The organism is Serratia sp. AR11 (genome assembly GCF_056376275.1).
Window position 1 is genome coordinate 1,769,906 of record NZ_CM150739.1, and the last position, 18,812, is coordinate 1,788,717.

General features: G+C 50.9%; 17 protein-coding genes. 6 read left to right on the forward strand and 11 right to left on the reverse strand.

Translation table 11 applies throughout. The annotated features are described in order from the left end of the window. Positions 1-65: 65 nt before the first annotated feature. Entirely contained in the window at positions 66-1,211 is a 1,146-nt protein-coding gene (locus ACSOSI_RS08415) for a trans-sulfuration enzyme family protein (protein WP_261136355.1), read from the reverse strand. 13 nt (positions 1,212-1,224) lie between these two features. After that, positions 1,225-2,592 (reverse strand): pyridoxal-phosphate dependent enzyme, encoded by a 1,368-nt coding sequence (locus tag ACSOSI_RS08420; RefSeq protein WP_476706874.1) that lies wholly within the window; start codon positions 2,590-2,592, stop codon positions 1,225-1,227. A 465-nt stretch (positions 2,593-3,057) separates the two neighbouring features. On the opposite strand from ACSOSI_RS08420, the gene ACSOSI_RS08425 reads away from it, so the two are divergent. Continuing rightward, positions 3,058-4,263: a serine hydrolase gene (locus tag ACSOSI_RS08425; RefSeq protein WP_012006061.1), complete on the forward strand. Its 1,206-nt coding sequence runs from the start codon at positions 3,058-3,060 to the stop codon at positions 4,261-4,263. A 63-nt stretch (positions 4,264-4,326) separates the two neighbouring features. Here ACSOSI_RS08425 and ACSOSI_RS08430 read toward each other — a convergent pair whose 3' ends face one another. The 4 genes from ACSOSI_RS08430 to deoC form a co-directional block, all read right to left on the reverse strand. Beyond that, the gene (locus tag ACSOSI_RS08430) at positions 4,327-5,694 is read right to left on the reverse strand and encodes an L-serine ammonia-lyase (RefSeq protein WP_476706875.1); all 1,368 of its coding nucleotides are present in this window, start codon (positions 5,692-5,694) and stop codon (positions 4,327-4,329) included. A 91-nt stretch (positions 5,695-5,785) separates the two neighbouring features. After that, positions 5,786-7,081, reverse strand: coding sequence for an HAAAP family serine/threonine permease (locus tag ACSOSI_RS08435; protein ID WP_012006063.1), 1,296 nt, complete (start codon positions 7,079-7,081; stop codon positions 5,786-5,788). 971 nt (positions 7,082-8,052) lie between these two features. Further along, the gene (deoR, locus tag ACSOSI_RS08440) at positions 8,053-8,817 is read right to left on the reverse strand and encodes a DNA-binding transcriptional repressor DeoR (RefSeq protein WP_041418513.1); all 765 of its coding nucleotides are present in this window, start codon (positions 8,815-8,817) and stop codon (positions 8,053-8,055) included. Between the two features lie 145 nt (positions 8,818-8,962). Then, positions 8,963-9,643, reverse strand: coding sequence for a deoxyribose-phosphate aldolase (gene deoC / locus ACSOSI_RS08445; protein WP_012006065.1), 681 nt, complete (start codon positions 9,641-9,643; stop codon positions 8,963-8,965). A gap of 214 nt (positions 9,644-9,857) precedes the next feature. Here deoC and ACSOSI_RS08450 point away from each other — a divergent pair, with 214 nt between their 5' ends. Beyond that, entirely contained in the window at positions 9,858-10,700 is an 843-nt protein-coding gene (locus tag ACSOSI_RS08450) for an aldose epimerase family protein (protein ID WP_476706876.1), read from the forward strand. Positions 10,701-10,736: 36 nt separating this feature from the next. Here the strand turns inward: ACSOSI_RS08450 and ybjG are convergent, their stop codons facing one another. Continuing rightward, positions 10,737-11,342, reverse strand: a complete 606-nt coding sequence (gene ybjG / locus ACSOSI_RS08455) for an undecaprenyl-diphosphate phosphatase (protein WP_135344461.1) — start codon at positions 11,340-11,342, stop codon at positions 10,737-10,739. A 5-nt stretch (positions 11,343-11,347) separates the two neighbouring features. Beyond that, positions 11,348-12,100, reverse strand: a complete 753-nt coding sequence (locus ACSOSI_RS08460) for a phosphatase PAP2 family protein (RefSeq protein ID WP_476706877.1) — start codon at positions 12,098-12,100, stop codon at positions 11,348-11,350. 136 nt (positions 12,101-12,236) lie between these two features. Here ACSOSI_RS08460 and ACSOSI_RS08465 point away from each other — a divergent pair, with 136 nt between their 5' ends. The 3 genes from ACSOSI_RS08465 to ACSOSI_RS08475 all read left to right on the forward strand — a co-directional run bounded on the left by ACSOSI_RS08465 (position 12,237) and on the right by ACSOSI_RS08475 (position 14,941). Further along, a complete protein-coding gene (locus ACSOSI_RS08465; protein WP_126501468.1) occupies positions 12,237-13,076 on the forward strand; it encodes a 5'-methylthioadenosine/S-adenosylhomocysteine nucleosidase in 840 nt (279 codons plus the stop codon). 141 nt (positions 13,077-13,217) lie between these two features. Next, complete coding sequence (eco, locus tag ACSOSI_RS08470) at positions 13,218-13,730, forward strand: serine protease inhibitor ecotin (RefSeq protein ID WP_012006070.1); 513 nt, start codon at positions 13,218-13,220, stop codon at positions 13,728-13,730. Between the two features lie 242 nt (positions 13,731-13,972). Next, positions 13,973-14,941 carry a threonine ammonia-lyase gene (locus ACSOSI_RS08475; protein WP_476706878.1) on the forward strand — a complete coding sequence of 323 codons (969 nt, stop codon included), beginning with the start codon at positions 13,973-13,975 and terminating at the stop codon, positions 14,939-14,941. Positions 14,942-15,074: 133 nt separating this feature from the next. On the opposite strand, the gene ACSOSI_RS08480 is transcribed toward ACSOSI_RS08475, so the two are convergent. The 3 genes from ACSOSI_RS08480 to ACSOSI_RS08490 form a co-directional block, all read right to left on the reverse strand. Next, complete coding sequence (locus tag ACSOSI_RS08480) at positions 15,075-16,109, reverse strand: phage integrase (RefSeq protein ID WP_476706879.1); 1,035 nt, start codon at positions 16,107-16,109, stop codon at positions 15,075-15,077. Positions 16,110-16,174: 65 nt separating this feature from the next. Further along, positions 16,175-17,818: a tetratricopeptide repeat protein gene (locus ACSOSI_RS08485; RefSeq protein ID WP_476706880.1), complete on the reverse strand. Its 1,644-nt coding sequence runs from the start codon at positions 17,816-17,818 to the stop codon at positions 16,175-16,177. A 49-nt stretch (positions 17,819-17,867) separates the two neighbouring features. After that, positions 17,868-18,440 (reverse strand): phage repressor protein CI, encoded by a 573-nt coding sequence (locus tag ACSOSI_RS08490; RefSeq protein WP_476706881.1) that lies wholly within the window; start codon positions 18,438-18,440, stop codon positions 17,868-17,870. A gap of 140 nt (positions 18,441-18,580) precedes the next feature. Between ACSOSI_RS08490 and ACSOSI_RS08495 the strand changes: the two genes are divergently transcribed. Further along, entirely contained in the window at positions 18,581-18,811 is a 231-nt protein-coding gene (locus tag ACSOSI_RS08495) for a MerR family transcriptional regulator (protein WP_071531437.1), read from the forward strand. Position 18,812 lies beyond the last annotated feature (1 nt).

The following is an 18,812-nucleotide window of genomic DNA, read 5'->3' on the forward strand; positions in this document are numbered from 1 at the left end:
AGCGCCCAATGGGTTAAATCGGGTCGAACATGTTCGACCCCTACGGTTTTACATCAGGGCTGCGATTACTCCGCCAGCGCCTGCTGCAGATCGGCGATCAGATCATCCGCATCCTCAATGCCTACCGACAGACGCAGCAACTGTGGCGTGATGCCGGTTTTCAGCCGCTGCTCCAGCGGGATCGACGCATGGGTCATGCTGAACGGCTGGCTAATCAGGCTTTCCACGCCGCCCAGACTTTCTGCCAGGGTGAACAGTTTTGAACGCTTGATCACCCGACGGGCAAAGGCATCGTCACCTTTCAAACGCACCGAAATCATGCCGCCGAAACTGCTCATCTGCTTGGCCGCCAGCGCGTGTTGCGGGTGGCTCGGCAGGCCCGGATAGTAGACTTCTTCTACCTGTGGTTGGCTTTCCAGCCACTGGGCGATGCGCAAGGCGCTATTACTGTGACGCTCCATGCGCAGCGCCAGCGTGCGAATACCGCGCAGCGTCAGGAAACTGCTGAACGGATCGAGAATGCCGCCTACCGCGTTTTGCAGGAAGCCCAGCTGTTCGGCCAACTCCGGGTTATTCCCTACCGCGGCCACACCGGCCACCACGTCGGAATGGCCATTGAGGTATTTGGTGGCGGAATGCACCACCACGTCAAAGCCGAGTTCCAGCGGACGTTGAATATAAGGTGAGGCGAAGGTGTTGTCCGCCACGCTGATTAAATCGTGTTTTTTGGCGATCGCTGCGATGGCGCCAAGATCCGCCAGCTTCAACAGCGGATTGGTCGGCGTTTCCACCCAGATCATTTTGGTATCCGGTTCGATCGCCTGCTCCAGTGCGGCAATGTCCGCCGGGGAAACATAGGTAACACGCAATCCGGCGGTGCGGCTACGTACCTTTTCCAGCAGGCGATAGGTCCCGCCGTACAGATCGTCAACCGCCACCAGGTGGCTGCCCTGATCGAGCAGCTCCAGCACCGTCGAGCAGGCTGCCAGACCAGAAGCAAAAGCGTAACCGCGGCTGCCGCCTTCCAGTTCGGCGATGGCACTCTCCAACGCGGTACGTGTTGGGTTGGCGCTGCGCGAATATTCATAGCCGGTATGCTCCCCCGGTGCCGGTTGGGCATAGGTGGAGGTGGCATAAATGGCCGGCATCACTGCGCCGGTAGCGTCCGGCGTATAGCCGGCGTGAACGGTCAACGTATCAAACTTGGCCATACAATCATCCTTATTAACGTAATTTTTGGCGCCAGGCGTTAAGTACGTCTGTGCGGGTAATCAGACCGAGGAAACGCTCGCCGTCAAGCACCACCGCCACGTGGCCGTGATTGAAGGTGGCGAGCAAATCCTGATAGCTGGCTTCCTTTTGCAATGTTTTGACCGAATGGGTCATGGCGCGGGAGGCCGGCAGGCTGAAATGTTTGGCATCCGCCTGCACGGCATTCAGCAGATCCCACTCGTCGATCAGACCGATCACCCGATCGCCCTCCAGCACCGGCAACTGCGAAATGTCATACAGCCGCATGCGGGCATGGACGATCGCCAGAGTATCTTCCGATGTCACCGACACTGCCGCGCCCTCGTCATGGCGGTAGGCGATCAGATCGCGCAGATCGCCATGCTGCGGTTTGCTCAACAGGCCCTGTTCCAGCATCCAGTGATCGTTATACATTTTAGACAGGTACTTGTTGCCGCTGTCGCACACGAAGGTGACCACCCGTTTCGGTTCTGTCTGCGCCTGGCAATAGCGCAGCGCGGCGGCCAACAGGGTGCCGGTAGACGAGCCGGCCAGCACACCTTCTTTGCGCAGCAGGTCGCGTGCGGTGGTAAAGGCCTCGGCATCACCGATGCGGTAGGCGTTGCGCACCTGGTTGAAATCGCTTAACGGCGGGACGAAATCCTCACCTATGCCTTCCACCAGCCAACTGCCGGCCTCGCCTATCTGGCCATTATCGAGATAATCCGCCAGGATCGAACCGGCCGGGTCAGCCAGCACAAATTCGGTCTGCGGCGACACCTCTGCGAAATAGTGGCTCAGTCCCCCCAACGTGCCGCCGGAGCCGACACCGACCACGATAGCATCCACCTGATGCTCCATCTGTTGCCACAGTTCCGGGGCGGTGGTGCGGGAATGGGCCGCCGGATTGGCAGGATTGTTAAACTGATCGATATAGAACGCGCCGGGCGTCTCGCTCGCCAGGCGTTTGGCGTAGTCCTGATAGTAAGCCGGGTGGCCCTTGCCCACGTCGGAACGGGTCAGCAAAACTTCCACACCCAGCGCACGCAAATGGAAAATCTTCTCCCGGCTCATTTTGTCCGGTACCACCAGCAGCAGTTTGTATCCCTTCAGGGCGGCCACCAGAGCCAGCCCCAGGCCGGTATTGCCGGCGGTGGCTTCAATGATGGTACCGCCGGGCTGCAGGCTGCCGTCACGCTCCGCCTGTTCGATCATCGATAGTGCCACTCGGTCCTTGATCGAACCGCCGGGGTTTTGATTCTCCAGTTTGACGAACAGCCGACAGGGGCCGGTATCGAACCCGGTCAGTTCCAGCATCGGAGTATTGCCGATCATATCGATGACGGAATGAGGTATGGCCATGGGGTGTCTCCAAAATAATGCGGTTTAAAAGCCGTTATATGGATGATAGCTCTGCCAATAAGCGCATTAAAAAGAATAAATAACCGTTCAATATGCATTTTTGGAATATATTAATCTTATTTGGACGTATGGAGGCGCAGATGTTCAGCAGTTTAGATGTGCAGCCGTTTAGCGGTGGGTAGTATAAAAAAAATACTTACGGCTGGCTTTTTATCCAAATTACGCGTAACAGCGTACAGTTATGTAAAAATGATGAAAATTCATGCTAAACCCTGCAAAAATAAGATGAATCTAATAAACTCACAGCAAGGGCATTTTCGGTGCGCCGCTCACCCGTCATGGGGCCGCAGGGAGTTTGCGGTTGGTAAATGCGTGCCGGGCCACTCTCGCTGGTTGGCTGAAAACGTGAATATGTTTGAAAGTTAACGCTATTTCAATGATTTGAATGGATACTCTGGCGACGTCATGATGAAAAGAAACTTACCTAGCACTCTGAAAAAATTAACTTTTAGCGTCAGCATACTGTTGCTGGCCGTACCTGTTGTTCAGGCGGCCGAAGCGCCGGCCGCGCCACAGGTTGACGCCAAGGCCTACGTGCTGATGGATTACAACAGCGGAAAAATCCTGGCGGAAGGCAATGCCGACACCCGTCTTGACCCCGCCAGTCTGACCAAGATCATGTCCAGCTATGTGATCGGCCAGGCGATCAAGGCCGGCAAGATTAAACCTGAGGATATGGTGACCGTGGGTAAGGATGCCTGGGCAACTGGCAACCCGGCGCTGCGCGGCTCCTCGTTGATGTTTATCAAGCCGGGCGATCAGGTGCCGGTAATGGAACTGAACAAGGGCATCGTCATTCAGTCGGGTAATGATGCCAGCATCGCGTTGGCTGATTATGTCGCGGGCAGTCAGGATTCGTTTGTTGGCTTGATGAACAACTACGCCAAATCCCTGGGCCTGCAGAATACCCATTTCCTGACGGTGCACGGCCTGGATGCGGAAGGGCAGTACAGCACCGCACGCGATATGGCGCTGCTCGGCCAGGCACTGATCCGCGATGTGCCGGATGAGTACGCGTTGCACAAAGAAAAAGAGTTCACCTTCAATAAAATTCGTCAGGTTAACCGCAACCGTCTGTTGTGGAGCACCAACCTGAGCGTTGATGGCATCAAAACCGGTTATACCGGTGGCGCCGGGCATAACCTGGTAGCCTCCGCTACCGACGGGCCAATGCGTTTGATTTCGGTAGTGCTGGGGGCGCCAAGCGACCGTATCCGCTTTAGTGAAAGTGAAAAACTGCTGACCTGGGGTTTCCGCTTCTACGAAACCGCCACGCCAATTAAAACGGACAAGCCGTTTGTGACCCAGAAAGTGTGGTTTGGCGACGTCGGCGAAGTGCCATTGGGCGTAGCGAAAGACGCAGCCGTTACCATCCCGAAAGGGCAGATGAAAAACCTGAAGGCCAGTTACAAGCTGAACCAGCCGACGCTGGAAGCCCCGCTGGCAAAAAATCAGGTGGTCGGCACCATTGATTTCCAGCTTGACGGTAAAACCATTGAGCAGTATCCGCTGGTGGCGATGCAGGAAGTGAAAGAAGGTAACTTCTTCAGCCGCATCTGGGACATGGTGATGATGAAGCTGACCCAGTGGTTCGGTAGCGTGTTTGGTTAAGGGTTACAGCAATAAGCTTTAAGAAGAGGGCGCCGTCATTGATGATTGCGCCCTCATTTTTTATCAGTTACAGGCCACTACCTTGATCGCCAATCCCCCTTGCGATGTCTCGCGGTACTTGGCGTTCATGTCTTTGCCCGTCTCATACATGGTTTCGATCACCTTATCCAGGCACACGCGCGGCTCACTGGTGCGGCGCAGCGCCATACGTGCGGCATTGACCGCCTTCACCGCGGAAATCGCGTTACGTTCGATACAGGGTACCTGAACCTGACCGGCCAGCGGATCGCAGGTTAGCCCCAGGTGGTGCTCCATGGCGATCTCCGCCGCGATACAAACCTGTGCCGGGCTGCCGCCCATCAATTCTGCCAACCCTGCTGCGGCCATTGAGCAGGCGACGCCCACCTCGCCCTGACATCCCACTTCGGCACCGGAGATTGAAGCGTTCATCTTGTACAGCGCACCGATCACACCGGACGTCAGGAAATAACGGCTGTAGGAATTGGGGTTTACCGGGCGAATAAACTGGTCGTAATAGGCCAGCACCGCCGGGATGATGCCACAGGCGCCGTTGGTCGGGGCGGTGACCACACGGCCACCGGCAGCATTTTCTTCGTTAACGGCAAAGGCGAACATATTGATCCAGTCGACCACGTTCATCGGATCGATATTGTTCTTGTCGCCGGTCACCAGCAGGCGGCGCAGGGCAGCGGCGCGGCGTTGAACCTTCATCGGGCCGGGCAACAGACCTTCGGTGTTCATACCGCGTTCGATGCCGGCGCGCATCACCTGCCAGACGTCGGCGAAGTGCGCGTCGATCTCGGTCTTGCTGTGCAGCGCCAATTCGTTTTGCATCACCAGGCCGGATAGCGACAAACCGGCGTCTTTACAGTGTTGCTGCAAGTCTCGCGCCGAGTTGAACGGGAAGGGCACCTGAACCGGATTGGCCGCAGCCAGGCCGAAGTTTTCTTCATCGACGATAAAACCGCCGCCGGTAGAGTAATAGGTTTTGCAGTGTAACAGTTGTTCACCGGCGAAGGCGCTGATGCGCATGCCGTTTTCGTGCAGCGGTAAATTATCGCTGTTGAAATTCATGCTGGTTTGCAGCGGGAAATCCACTTCGTGGTGGCCCTTGGCCAGCAACAGGCGGCCGCGTTGTTCAACGTCGCGGATAAAACCGGCGATACCGTCGATATCAACATCGTGCGGTAGGTTACCCGCCAGGCCCATGATAATGGCGATATCGGTGTGGTGACCTTTGCCGGTCAGCGACAGCGAACCGTAGACGTCCACCACCACGCGAGTGGTATCCATCAACTGCTGGCTGGCAATCAATTCATCGACAAACAGCTTGCCGGCTTTCATCGGGCCGACGGTGTGGGAGCTGGATGGGCCAATACCAATTTTGAAAATATCGAAAACGCTGACCATGGTCTCGCCTCCTTCTTCAGGTGTTAGGCGTTAATGCAGGAAAGGGGGCCGTGCTGAAAAGCCGGCGCAAGGTAGCGCCGGCTGGGCTTGATTAGAAGCTGTACAGGATTGCGGAGATGGCGATCAGGCCCATCACTACCACGAACACGTTACTGATGTGGCCGCTGTATTTGCGCATGGCCGGCACTTTACGGATAGCGTACATCGGCATCAGGAACAGCAGCATGGCGATGATTGGGCCACCCATATTCTCGATCATGCCGAGGATGCTTGGGTTCAGGGTCGCAACAATCCAGGTAGTCACCAGCATAAACAGGGCGGTGATACGGTTCAGTTTGTTGGTGCTGATGGTTTTACCGCGGCTTTTCATCGACTTGGCAATCAGACCGTTAAAGCCTTCACGTGCACCCAGATAGTGACCGAGGAACGATTTGGTGATGGCGATAAAGGCGATAACCGGTGCGATGTAGGCAATCATCGGGTTATTAAAGTGGTTAGCCAGGTAAGACAGAATGGAGATGTTCTGCGCCTTGGCTTCCGCCAGGTTTTCCGGCGACAGGCTCAGCACGCAGCTGAACACGAAGAACATTACGGTCAACACCATCATGATGTGAGCGAAGCCCAGAATGCGGGAGCATTTCTTCTCGGCTTCTTCCTGACCGTACTCTTCACGCTTGGCTACGGCAAAGGCAGAGATGATTGGTGAGTGGTTGAAGGAGAACACCATCACCGGGATCGCCAGCCACAGGGTGATAACCAGACCATGACCCATACCCGTGCCTGCGCCGGACAGAGAAACGTTATCGAAGATGGCGGTGGTCCAGTTCGGGATCAGGTACACAGCCAGCAGCATCAATACGGCGACAAACGGGAACACCAGGATACTCATGGTCTTCACGATAGCCTGCTCGCCGAAACGCACGATGGTCATCAGGCCGACAATCAGGATCAACGACAAAATGGCACGTGGCGGCGAAGCCATCCCCAGTTGGTGGGTAATGAAGCTGTCGACAGTGTTGGTGATGGCGACGCTGTAAACCAACAGAATGGGGTAAATGGCAAAGAAGTAGAGCAGGGTGATCAGCTTACCGGCGCTGATACCAAAGTGTTCTTCAACGACTTCGGTGATGTCTTCACCGGCGTTTTTGCCGGAAAGAACGAAGCGGCACAGGCCACGGTGCGCAAAGAAGGTCATCGGGAACGCAATGATGGCCATGATGATCAGGGGGATCAAACCACCGATACCGGCGTTGATTGGCAGGAACAAAACGCCCGCGCCAATCGCGGTGCCATACAGGCCCAACATCCACATGGTGTCGGTTTTACGCCAGGTACTGGTAGAGCCAGAAGCCGCAGAGGCTATAGTGCCGGTCTGTGTAGTGTCCATAAATATCTCCGAAGTGAACACGCTAATTTAAAATTAAAGGCAAAACTTAAGGTTAAATCCGAATGACGCAATATCAGATGGCGGCATCGGTAAGAATCAGATGTTGCTTGCGGGGATGGTTGGCGTCCCCCTGGTTGTTTAATAGTCTAATTACCCTTGGCAGTTGTGCCGGATAACTAATCAAATGATATTTAGCCTATATAGGGCGTCGTATCGGGACTGCTGCCGGAAGGTCATTGCCTGCCGATTTTCGTTGGCGGCAAGATAACGATTTACAGTAGAAACAACCGTGATCATGCTCTCAAATGCGTAATGTGTGCGGCTAAATGCGTTTATATTGGTTTTTCATGCATATGTTGCGCGCTTGTGTAAGATTTCATGCTGAAAACGCTCTCATCAATGTTTCAGGGTTTATCTGGCGTGAACAATCTGTAACCAGATAAAACGCTGCCGTTGTCAGCAAGTCGAGCAATATATTTTAAGCGAGAGTTTGGATCTAGCTAAAAACCCGGATTAAGCGGTTTTAGTGACGCAGATCACATTGCGATTTAAAGCGAAATTTGTCTTAACATATTGTTTTTATTTTATTTATTTTGAATATCCAGCTAATAACGTGGGTAAACTAGTTAAGTGGATAGCGGATAGAATTGCTTAATCATTCATCATATAAATAAGCTGGATTGGTTATATTTAAAGCGCGTTAGTTGCGTAATTGTTGATATTTATCACGCGGACGCTACTGCGATTTATCATATAAAAGCGTTGTTATGCAGAGTGAAAAAGTAATATTGCGTAAGATTTATCTGCGCAGAAGGAATAAGCCTGCAAAACTGTTTCAATTTATTAACCTGCTTTCGGGTAGGGATAATAAAATAATCGAATCAATTGCACGTTATTTGTCCAAAATCTTGCCGAGATAGAAGGGGGGGGGGGAAGAGCACCGCCGACCGGGGTCGACGGCTGGATGCAGATTAAAAACGAATGGCGATCGCGTTTTCGCTGAAAAACTCCGCAAATTCGGGGTCAGGCTGGCGATCGGTGATCACCCGGTCGAATTGAGTCAATGGCCCGATGCAGGCGGGTTTGGTTTTGCCGAATTTACTGTGGTCGGCCACCAGGATTTTTTGCTGTGACATCGTTATCGCCCGGTGCTTCATCTCCAGTTCATCAAAGTTAAAGCAGGTTGCGCCATGCTGCAGGCTCAAACCGGCGGCGGAGATAAAGGCGATATTGGGGCAGATATGATCCAGCTCGCTGTGGCGGCCGACGGCGGTGAATATATAGTTGTTCGGCTTGAATTCGCCGCCGCACAGGATCACCTTGCAGTTCGGTTTGTCCTGTAACGCCAGGAAGGTATTGAGTGAGTGGCAGACCGCGGTGAAGACCAGGTCGTCAGCGATTGCGTCGATGATCGCCGGCGTAGTGGTGCCGCAGTCGAAAAATACGGTGTCGTTTTCGCTGATAAGCTGCGCGGCGAGCAGGCCGATACGGCGTTTTTCCGTGACCTGCTTGGCTTTTTGGTCGGAAACAAAATAGTGGGTCACGCCGTTACTGCGCGGATCGGCCACCACGTAACCGCCCAGCAGAACCACGGCCGCCGGTTCTGCGCTGAGATCGCGGCGAATGGTCATTTCTGACACGCCCAACAGGACGGCGGCTTCTTTTAAGTGGATCTTGTCAGAGCGCTTTAACGCCTGGACTAATCGATTGAGACGTTCTTCGCGCCGCGTTTCCATCTGTCTGTCTTCCCACAGGGTTAAGAAAGTTTCATCAGGGCTGAACACACAAATGCGGGGTAATAGCGGCCCAGCCATCGGCTGAACTTATTACCCCGCATCAGATTATCACGGCGTGCGCCCGGTACCCAGACGCCTCAGGTTATCAGTAGCTGCCGGCAGCGGCCTGATCACCGGAAACGATTGCTACGCCAGAGCTGGTGCCGATACGCGTTGCACCTGCTTTGATCATCTTCTCGGCGGTTGCGCGATCGCGCACGGCGCCGGATGCTTTAACGCCCATCTCACTGCCCACCGTCGCGCGCATCAGTTTGACGTGCTCTTCACGAGCACCGCCGGTGCTGAAGCCGGTAGAGGTTTTAACGAAGGCCACATCGAGTTCGCGACACATTTCACAAACCTGAACGATCTGCGCATCGCTGAGCAGGCAGGTTTCCAATATTACCTTCAACGGGATCGCCGCGCAAACCTCGCGCACTGCGGCGATGTCGGCTTTAACTTCATCCAGCAGGCCGCTTTTCAGCCAACCCACGTTGATCACCATGTCAATTTCCTGCGCGCCGGCAGCAATTGCCGCTTTAGCTTCGAAAGCTTTGGTTACCGTCAGGCCGGCACCCAGCGGGAAACCAATCACCGAGCAGATTTTCACTTCGCTTTCTTGCAGCAGGTGCGCAGCCAATGGCACGTAACCAGAGTTAACGCAGACGGCGTAGAAGTTGTGCTGTTGCGCTTCTTCACACAGTTTGGCGATTTGCTCTTCAGTGGCATCCATCGCCAGCAGGGTGTGATCGACATAGCGGGCGTAATCAATGTTTTCGGTAGTCATCTCGATTCCTTATTAAGGTTTTATCAAAGCAGGATGTGAGTAATGTTAGAATAATAACATTTAACTGGCGGCAAACATAGTGATGTTTAAAAATGAATGCCAGATCATCGTTTTTTGGCTGTTTAACGTATAACATGGGGTGAGATAAATGTTATTTAAGTAACATTTTAGGCGTTGGTCGCGGGATACTCGCGTGAACACCCAGGGGAAAAGTATGGATATGATAATAAATTTGGCGCCAGACCAGTTCGGAGCGCAGCCGTATGAAGTTTTCCGCAATGCGGATTTTGTAGTCACCGCTTTTAACTGTGAAGCCGCAGGGCCGATGCTGACGCTGGCAAACCGCCGTGGCTCACTGCGAGTATTGCCTTACCGCGCGCTGACGATTTGGGATGCCGATTTTGATGGTTACTCGTTGAAGTCGGGCCGTCGCAGTGTGAAAACTCTCGGGGGCAAACCGGACGGCAGTGTTGCCTTTCATTCCCCTTGGTCACCTCAGGGGGGGACATTATTAGACATGCAGCTTGTCTGGTTACAGGTTGAGGGCGATACGCTGGCGCTGTACGGCCGTGGGGAATCTGCCCATCAACATTGTCGGTTGCGTCCGGCGGTCCGTTTGACGGCGGACAGTGCTCAATTCTCCATTGATATGCAAATCACCAACCTTGCCGACCGCCCCCTGCCGCTAAGTTATGTTTGCCAGCTTAACTACGGCTGTATTCCCGCAGCGGTGTTCAGGCAGAACCTGCCGACGCCGGCGCTGACGCCACCGGGGAGCATCACCGAAGAAGGGCTACAGTGCTCGGACGATTTGTCACTGTATGTTGATCAGGCCGAGTTCTATATGTTGGCGTCGAAGGGGAGGCGATATGTTACGCGTTTCTCCACCGAGCAGTTCAATTATGGCCTGCGCCGTATTACACAGCAGGGAAATCAGCGCCTGTTCAGGTTCATTCAGCCGGCCACCTGTAGTCCGCAAGGGCAAAGTGAAGACTCGAGAATGATGATCGGGGCGGGGAAAACGCGTGAGTTCTGCGTGACAACCGGGGTGGTGTGATAGCCGGGGCGATGCCGCCCCGGCCAAAATACAGGCTTACTCTTTCACCCAGCCCTTGCGGATCGGGAAGGCGAACAGGAAGCGGTACAGGCGCGTCAGCTTGTCGGCGATGCTATCGCCAAACAGGTTCCAGACCAATTGAGCAAACAGGCAGCCAACCAGGCCGAGCAGAAAGCCGCCTACCATATCCAGCGGCCAGTGCACGCCAAGATAGACGCGTGACCAGGCAATGCCAGCCGCGACAGCCAGCAATAAAATGCCTGACCAGACCCGATGCCAGAACAAAAAGGCCAGAGCGAAAGTGAAGATGGCGGTACCGTGATCGCTGGGGAAGGAGCTGTCTGGCGCATGGGCCAGGAAAGTATAACCGACACCGGCCACAAACGGCCGTTCGTGCGGCAGCAGCATGCCAATGGTTGCGGAGGCAAGCATGGCGAACAGCAGAGCAATTGTCGTCTTGGCCACCACTTGACGCTGCGACACCAGTTGATTCTGCGGCCCCCACAGCCATAGCCCAACGATCAGCATAGGTACGATAGCGATCAGATCGCGCGCCAAAAAGGTGGCGATATCAATCATCCACTCGGGGGACGCCGGGGTCGCGTTGATCCAGGCGAAAAGAAGATAATTCAATTGCTCCATAATATTTACCTCGTCTTGCGGCGGAGATACCCGCTCACCATCCAATAAACAGCCAGTTGGCTGAGCCAAACCCACCAACCTGCCCACAGGTTATGGGTAAGAAAATGTGCGCCGCGCATCACCTGACCAAAACCCATCAGCATGCCGAGCGCAATACCGCCGAACCAGCACCAGTAGGCCAGGCGCGGGCGTTGCGGATAAAACAGGAAAAACAGCGCCATCACTGCAAAACCGCTGGAGGCATGACCACCAGGGAAGCAACGGCCCGGCCCGGGCACTGTCGGAATGGTGCCGAACAGCGGGTAGGACATCGCCTTGCCGCCGTATTCGATCAAATCCCATGGGCAGGAATGTGCGCTGGTGGCTTTAAGAATGCCGACCACCAATGGGCCAATACCGATCAGCAACATGCTGACGATCATGCGCGGGTTACGGCGGTAAATGCCCCAAAACAGCGCCAGCACCGCACCGGTGATAACGCCAATTTTCAGCAAACGGTGGTTAATCAAGTCCAGCCAGCGATCGTTCTGCCAAGGGAAATGTCCGCTGCTGGCATCGAACCAGTAATTGCTGACAGCCCAGTCCAATTGTTCGTTTCGCGACAGCCAAAGGAACAGCAAGCCACTGACTACCAATCCCAAAACCTGCCAACGGTAAAAGGATGCCGGCAGGGAGTAAAGGGCGTTAGTCTTAATTTTGGGTGTTGTTGAGGATTGATTTAATGAAGGTTTTGGGTTCACGCGCAGGCTCGGTGACATTAACGGATGTTGCCACTGTAATAATTCTGTCTTAAGAAAACCTTAATGCCCAGAGTACCGAGCTTAAGAAAGCAATAGGCGGATTATTGGCTTTCGGCTAAGGTAATCGTTTGCTTTTTATTGGAATGATGTGGTGATGACAAGAAAATTGAATTTGGCGCTGTTGGCAGCCTGTAGTGCGGTTTTTTCCCCTTTGGTATCAGCGCAGGTTACCGGGCCGATTGTGGTGCAGGGCGCGATGCCGGTAGAGGCAGAACGTTTTGCCCAACGCCTGGAAAACCCGCGTGAAGAGCAGATTGGCGGTTGGCGTTTCTGGCGCGGCACGGTGGATGGCTATCCGGTGGTGGTGTCAGAAACCCTGAAAGGCATGTCGAATGCAGCGGCCGCGACGGCTATTGCCGCAACCCAATTTCATCCGGTAGCAATTATCAATCAGGGAACTGCCGGTGGCCACGACCCGGCGCTGAAGGTGTACGACATCGTATTAGGCAAGTATTCGGTCAGCCTGGGGGCATTTAAAACACCGAAGAAGGCGGCGGGGGAAGGCAGTGACTCGCGACAATGGCAGCCGATGGATTTACTGGCTTCGAAAGGCAGTGCCGGTGAAGATAAAAATGCCCACAGCATCCGTCAGTTTCCGGCTGACGCCAAACTGTTGGCGATAGCTGAAAGTGTGAAGAGTAGCTATACCCAGGGCAAGGTGGTTGAAGGGGTTATTGGTTCCGCCGATGTGTGGAACAGTGAACTGGACCGTATTGGTTACTTCCACGAAAACTATCATACCTCGGTTGAAGAGATGGAGACCGCCTCCGCCGCGCAGATCGCCGCTTCCTTCAATATTCCCTTTGTCGGCATCCGCGTGCTGTCCAACAATATTACCAATCAGGGTAAATACGATCCGCAGACTGGCCTGGCGTGCCAGGATTATGTCTATCAGGTGGTGAAAGCTTATATCGCCAAAAACGCAACTCGTTAATGATTTATCCTAATTAATGGCCATTGGTGGGTTATTGCCACTGGTCATTGCATATTGTAAAGAAGATTAAACTACTGGCGAGCTTGCCAGTAGTGTATTAGCTTATGCCCGGAGCATTTAATAAATTGTAGGGATATAAACATGAACAAGGCATCCGTTGTATTTTCCGGCCTGCTGATGGCCGTTTCCGCCAGCGCCATTGCTGCTACCTCGTCCGAAGACACCGATATCAGCAAGCAGCCGCTGGAAAAGGTCGCTCCTTACCCGAAAGCCGAAAAGGGCATGAGCCGCCAGGTGATTTACCTGCCGAAGCAGGAACACGAAGAGAATTTCAAGGTTGAACTGCTGATTGGCAAAACGCTGGAAGTGGACTGTAACCGCCACATGATTGGCGGTACGCTGGAAACCAAAACCCTTTCCGGTTGGGGTTACGACTACCTGGTAGTGGAAAAACTGTCTGAGCCGGCTTCCACCATGATGGCTTGCCCGGACAATACCAAACAGCAGAAATTTATCGCTGCCAACCTGGGTGACGCTGCCATGCAACGTTACAACAGCCGCCTGCCAATCGTGGTCTACGCACCGAAAGACGTGGAAGTGAAATACCGCGTGTGGAAAGCCGAAGACACCGTCAGCAAGGCAGAACAGAAGTAATACCGATGCGTGCTAACCATTAGCACGGCTAAGTGATTAACCGAAAATGAACCCGTCTGGAGAGTGCATTGCGCCGTTGGCCATTGCCCCTCGGACGGTTTTTTTTGTTTATCGCACCCTGGCGTGAAGCAATAGAAAACGGCAGTAAAAGTCTGTAGTTTGACGTGTATTCCGATAAAGGCTGCAGGATTAAAATGGCAGCTTTATATGCGCAACAATAAAATTCACCTGACTGGGCAAAAATGACAAAATTAATTGAATTTACCGCCATTACTGAAGCAGCAGAACGGCTCAATGGGAAAGTTATTCGCACCGCCACTATTCCAGCACCGAAACTGACTGAAAAACTACAGAGGCCGGTTTTCCTGAAACTTGAAAATACTCAGTTGGGGGGTTCTTTTAAAGCCAGGGGCGTGCTTAACAAGTTTTTGAGCCTGGCGGATAATGTTAAAGATAACCGGTTTGTGGCGGTGAGCGGCGGTAATTTTGGCATTGCGATAGCCGAGGCGGCGAAGATCTTTGGGGCTGATGTCACTATTATTATGCCGCAAAGTGCCCCGGCAACCGCCATCGACCGGGTGGGTGAACTGGGCAGCTCTGTTATCGTGGAATCTGATGTTCACGCTGCGTTTGAGCGGGCCAAGGCTTTGGCTGACCAGGGATACGTAGTCATTGATGATTGCAACGACTCGCTGATTGCCGAAGGACACGGAACCCTGGCACTTGAGTTCATTGCCGATTGCCCGGAACTTACCGACGTCCTGGTTGCGGTGGGCGGCGGCGGTATGCTGGCTGGTGTGGCTACTGCGCTAAAAGCCATAAAGCCAGAGATGAGAGTTTGGGGGGTTGAAACCTCTGGGGCAAGTTCGATGCACCAGGCATTGCGCGCCGGCAAACCGGTGAACATTGAGGTGACTTCAATTATCTCTACCCTCGGCGTGCCTGTCATTGATGAAATGATGCTGGCCCATGCTCAAGCTTATATCGAAGAAGTGGTTGTGGTATCGGATAAGGCAGCGGTAGAGGGAATGGTGGCCTTTGGCGAAGATGCAAAATTATGGGTTGAACTGGCGTCCGGGACGCTGATACCTGCGGCTATGGCCATTGCCCCCAAGCTTCCCGCTAACGCCGTCATTGGGATGGTAGTGTGCGGTGGAAATATCTCCCATCAGGACATGTCGAAATGGGTTAGCTACTCGCAAACCCTGTGATTTTTCTCCTGCGGGGTTTATTCAGGCAATAAAAAACCCGATTTCCTCACAGCAATAATAAAATCAATAACTTATTGTTATATCAATAAGTTGTTATGACGGTGTGGGGTGAGGAAATACGGGGATTGCCAAGCTATGCCGCCACTTTGTCGCCACTTGGCATCGTCGCCAATGGGTTGAATTGTAGGGCGGTTTCGAGGTGCTCCGGTGCAAGGTGGGCATAGCGCATTGTCATTTTGATATCATGGTGCCCTAGGATGCGTTGCAGCACCAGAATGTTACCGCCAGACATCATAAAGTGCGCTGCAAAAGTATGGCGTAACACGTGTGTCAGTTGGCCTTTGGGTAACTGAATACTGGTGTTTTCGAGCGCTGCCATAAAGCGGAAATAACACTCGCTGAACAGTCGGCTATCGCCCCGCGTTATCAATTTCTTATAAAGTACTTTGCTGATCGGAACGCTGCGGTTCTTTTTGCCTTTGGTACGGATGAACGTGATCTTATGCGGTGTTATTTGTGACCGGGTGAGGTTTTCCGCTTCTCGCCAACGTGCGCCGGTGCTGAGACATACCTCGACCACAAGTGGCAAATCAGAATCGCCTCTGCTGCAGGCTGCTAACAGCTCTGTGATTTGTGCATGGGTAAGCCACGCCATTTCCTTTTCTGCGACGGTGAACTTGCGCATGTTCTCTAACGGATTGGGTTGGTTCCATTCGCCAAGCCGAGCCAGCTCGCTGAACATACCGCTTAAGTAGCTTTGCTCAAGATTGACGGTGACAGGTTCTGCGCCGTTTTTCCACTTCTCGGAAAAGTAGATTTCACCGGACAAACGCTTATCACGATAATGCGCGAAGTCTTTTGCAGCGAAGGTGGTAGCTGGGGGATCGCCTAGGGCTTCAATCACAAGGCATAGTTTTTTGTAGGTGCGTTCGCCAGCGGTGAGGGATTGACCGTGGAGGTTGTACCAAAGTTTGGCAACCTCACTCAGCTTACGGCGATCAATTGCCTCGCCTAACCACGGCTTGTTATCTACCTGTTCCATAGTGAAGCGTTCAAATGCGATTGCCTCACCTTTGGTTGCGAACTGCTTACGTACCCTGCGGCCTTCTCGGCCAGCAGGGTAGCACTCGCATAACCACTTACCGGATGATTGTTTCCGAACTGCCATTGTAACCCCTCTTGAAATCCGGAGGGTATTAAACTGTATGTAAAACCAGTGGTCAATGTTTGGTTTTATTCATGTGAAACATTCTTGGATTTTTTGAAATTAACTATCAAGCTAAAATTTTCTTCCATGCTTTCAGAAAAAATAAGTAGTTCATTTTTTATATTATTTATGAATCCAAGTATTTTTATATTTTTTTCGGAAGCTAATCTCAATAAAGTTGTTTGTTCGCTTTCATTTTTTTCTGAATAAAATCCAGTTAAGCTAGTGTTAACCATTTCGGCTGATATTTTTACCTTTCGTTTAGCTCCGGTTGTCTCGTTTATTGTTTCCCAAGATACGATTATTTTTGATTCGTCAAGATGTAAATTTGCTAGAATATTTCCATTGATATATGGATCCATGCCTGAAATTAATGGCTTAGATGGTAGGTAATAGTGTGATGTGTACTCTCTGAATTTCTTTTGTAAAATGTTAGATTTTTCAATTAATTCAGACCAAGCTTTTTCTTCTTTTTCTCTTTTGTTGTTAATGTCTTTTAATAATGAATACGCATTCGGGTGAGGAGGATCTTTTTCCAAAGCTGCAGTTGCAAACTCTTCTGCTTTATCTAGCAGTCCAGCGGCGCAATATTTAACACCTTCGTTAGCTAAAGATAGACTATGTCCAAGTTTGCAAGCTTTAAGGTTAAGTTTGTTGGATATAGAATTAAGCTTCTCGCTCTCCGCTCTTACGGCTAAGTTATTAAGGGCACCTTCATTATTCCTATCCAGTCTTAATAAGATATCGTAATTGCTGATTTCAATAAATTTTAATTCATTATCACCAGCTTTATAAGCTGCATTGAACATCTCATCTCTATCATCAGGATTATATTGCAATGCTTTGTCTAAACATAAAGCAGACGCTTTATCGTTTCCTAGAGAGCTTTCTACAGAAGAAAGTTCTTTATATAGTATAGAAAGATCTTCATTGCTACTAGATATCTTGAGTCTTTCAATTATGATTTCTTTAGCTAAGTTTATTTGATGATTATCTACATACAATGATGAAATTCTGCATATTACACTAGATTTTAATTTTTCGTTTTTAAGTTCACTAAGCATATTTAATAAGAATGAGATTGCTTTATCATATTGCTTTGTCATCTTTAACGATAGAGTGTACCATCGGCTACCTTCAACTTTTTGCTTCTCATTTGTAGCTGTTAGCATGTGATTTTCAAGATCAGCTAAGGATTTTTGCAGTAGGCCTCTTGAGTAGGTAAAATAAAAGTATATCGCAGTGTCATTAAATATATCATCTTTGTTATCAAGCTTAGATAGCTGTGACTTAAATACTTCTTCTGCACCAGAGATATCATTGTTTTTTAGCTTTTTAGACAGCGAGGCTAGCCAGTGTTCTTCTAAGTTAGAATCATTTTCTTCGATGATATTGTTTTTAGATTCGCTGGATGCATTCGTATTTCCTTCTGTTGCTGATTGTGTTGATTTTTTAAGTAATATATTGTCCTTTATCTCTTCAATCGGAGATGTTGCTTCAAAAGATGCAACGCCAGCATTGAGTTTGAAATTTTTAAGTCTGCATAGTAGATCGTAAATTGGTTTTTTGAATATGAATAGAGCAAACAGTATAACTAGTGGCCAAATAATATATTTTAAAGATTCAAAAACAATCTTGATAATGCTTAGTGTGAATTCTTGTGTAGTCATATAATTTTCATCTTTTATTAATTAGATAACGTAATTGTTGATTTTTTAACTACACGAGTGTACAGAGCACAAGTATTTTTGCGACAACGACAAGTTCGTTAATATCACAATCAAAGGAGTGCTTCCTGTCGGATATGTTAACTTTGTTTCCAGGAATACGAACTAAGTCGCGAATGCTAATGTTATTATCAATGCTAATTAACCAAGTTCCATCATAAATATCATCGTATACTTGAGTTGCGATATATTTTATGTCTCCGTTAATTATGATTAGAGGTTTTTTTATATTGTTTGGAAGAAATGCTTTATCTACGAGTAAAGTATCCCCCTCGAAAAGCTTTCTATCAGAAAGTGTTTTACTTGGAACGGATATGGCTGATGGGGCCGTTACCACATCTTGCTCAAACATCTCACCTTGACCATATGTTAACCACCGCAGTGATGCACCCGTATCTAAAGCACATTTCAGCACGTACTCAGCAGGGAAAGAATCACGGACTTGTCGGTTAGAAAGAGCGCTGGCAGTAACACCTAATGCATCACACAAGGCAAGTTTTGTCTTGACCCCGTAGGCCTCAACCATCCTTTCGATAGCTGCTTTAGCACCCTGATTAAATTCCATACACCACCAAAACAAAGTAAATTTCGTTGACTAATCCGATTCGGGGTATTAAATTTACTTCGAAACGGAGTTTTTGGCGTTAAACACCATTAACCACCACTTAACGCGACCCGCCACAGGTCATCGGAGGATCTTGCACTATGCGTAAAAACATTTCAATCACGGTTCCTACACCGCACGTAACCATAGAAAAATACTGTGAACTAACAGGGTTATCTAAAAATACAGTTGATGACATGCTCGCTGATGGGCGTTTGTCATCATACCGTCACCGTTTAGGAACTGGTGCAAAACGGGAGAAAGTCCTCATCAACATGGTGAAGCTCACTCTCAATGCTCTCTCGGAATGTGAATTTTCGGTAACGGTTTGAG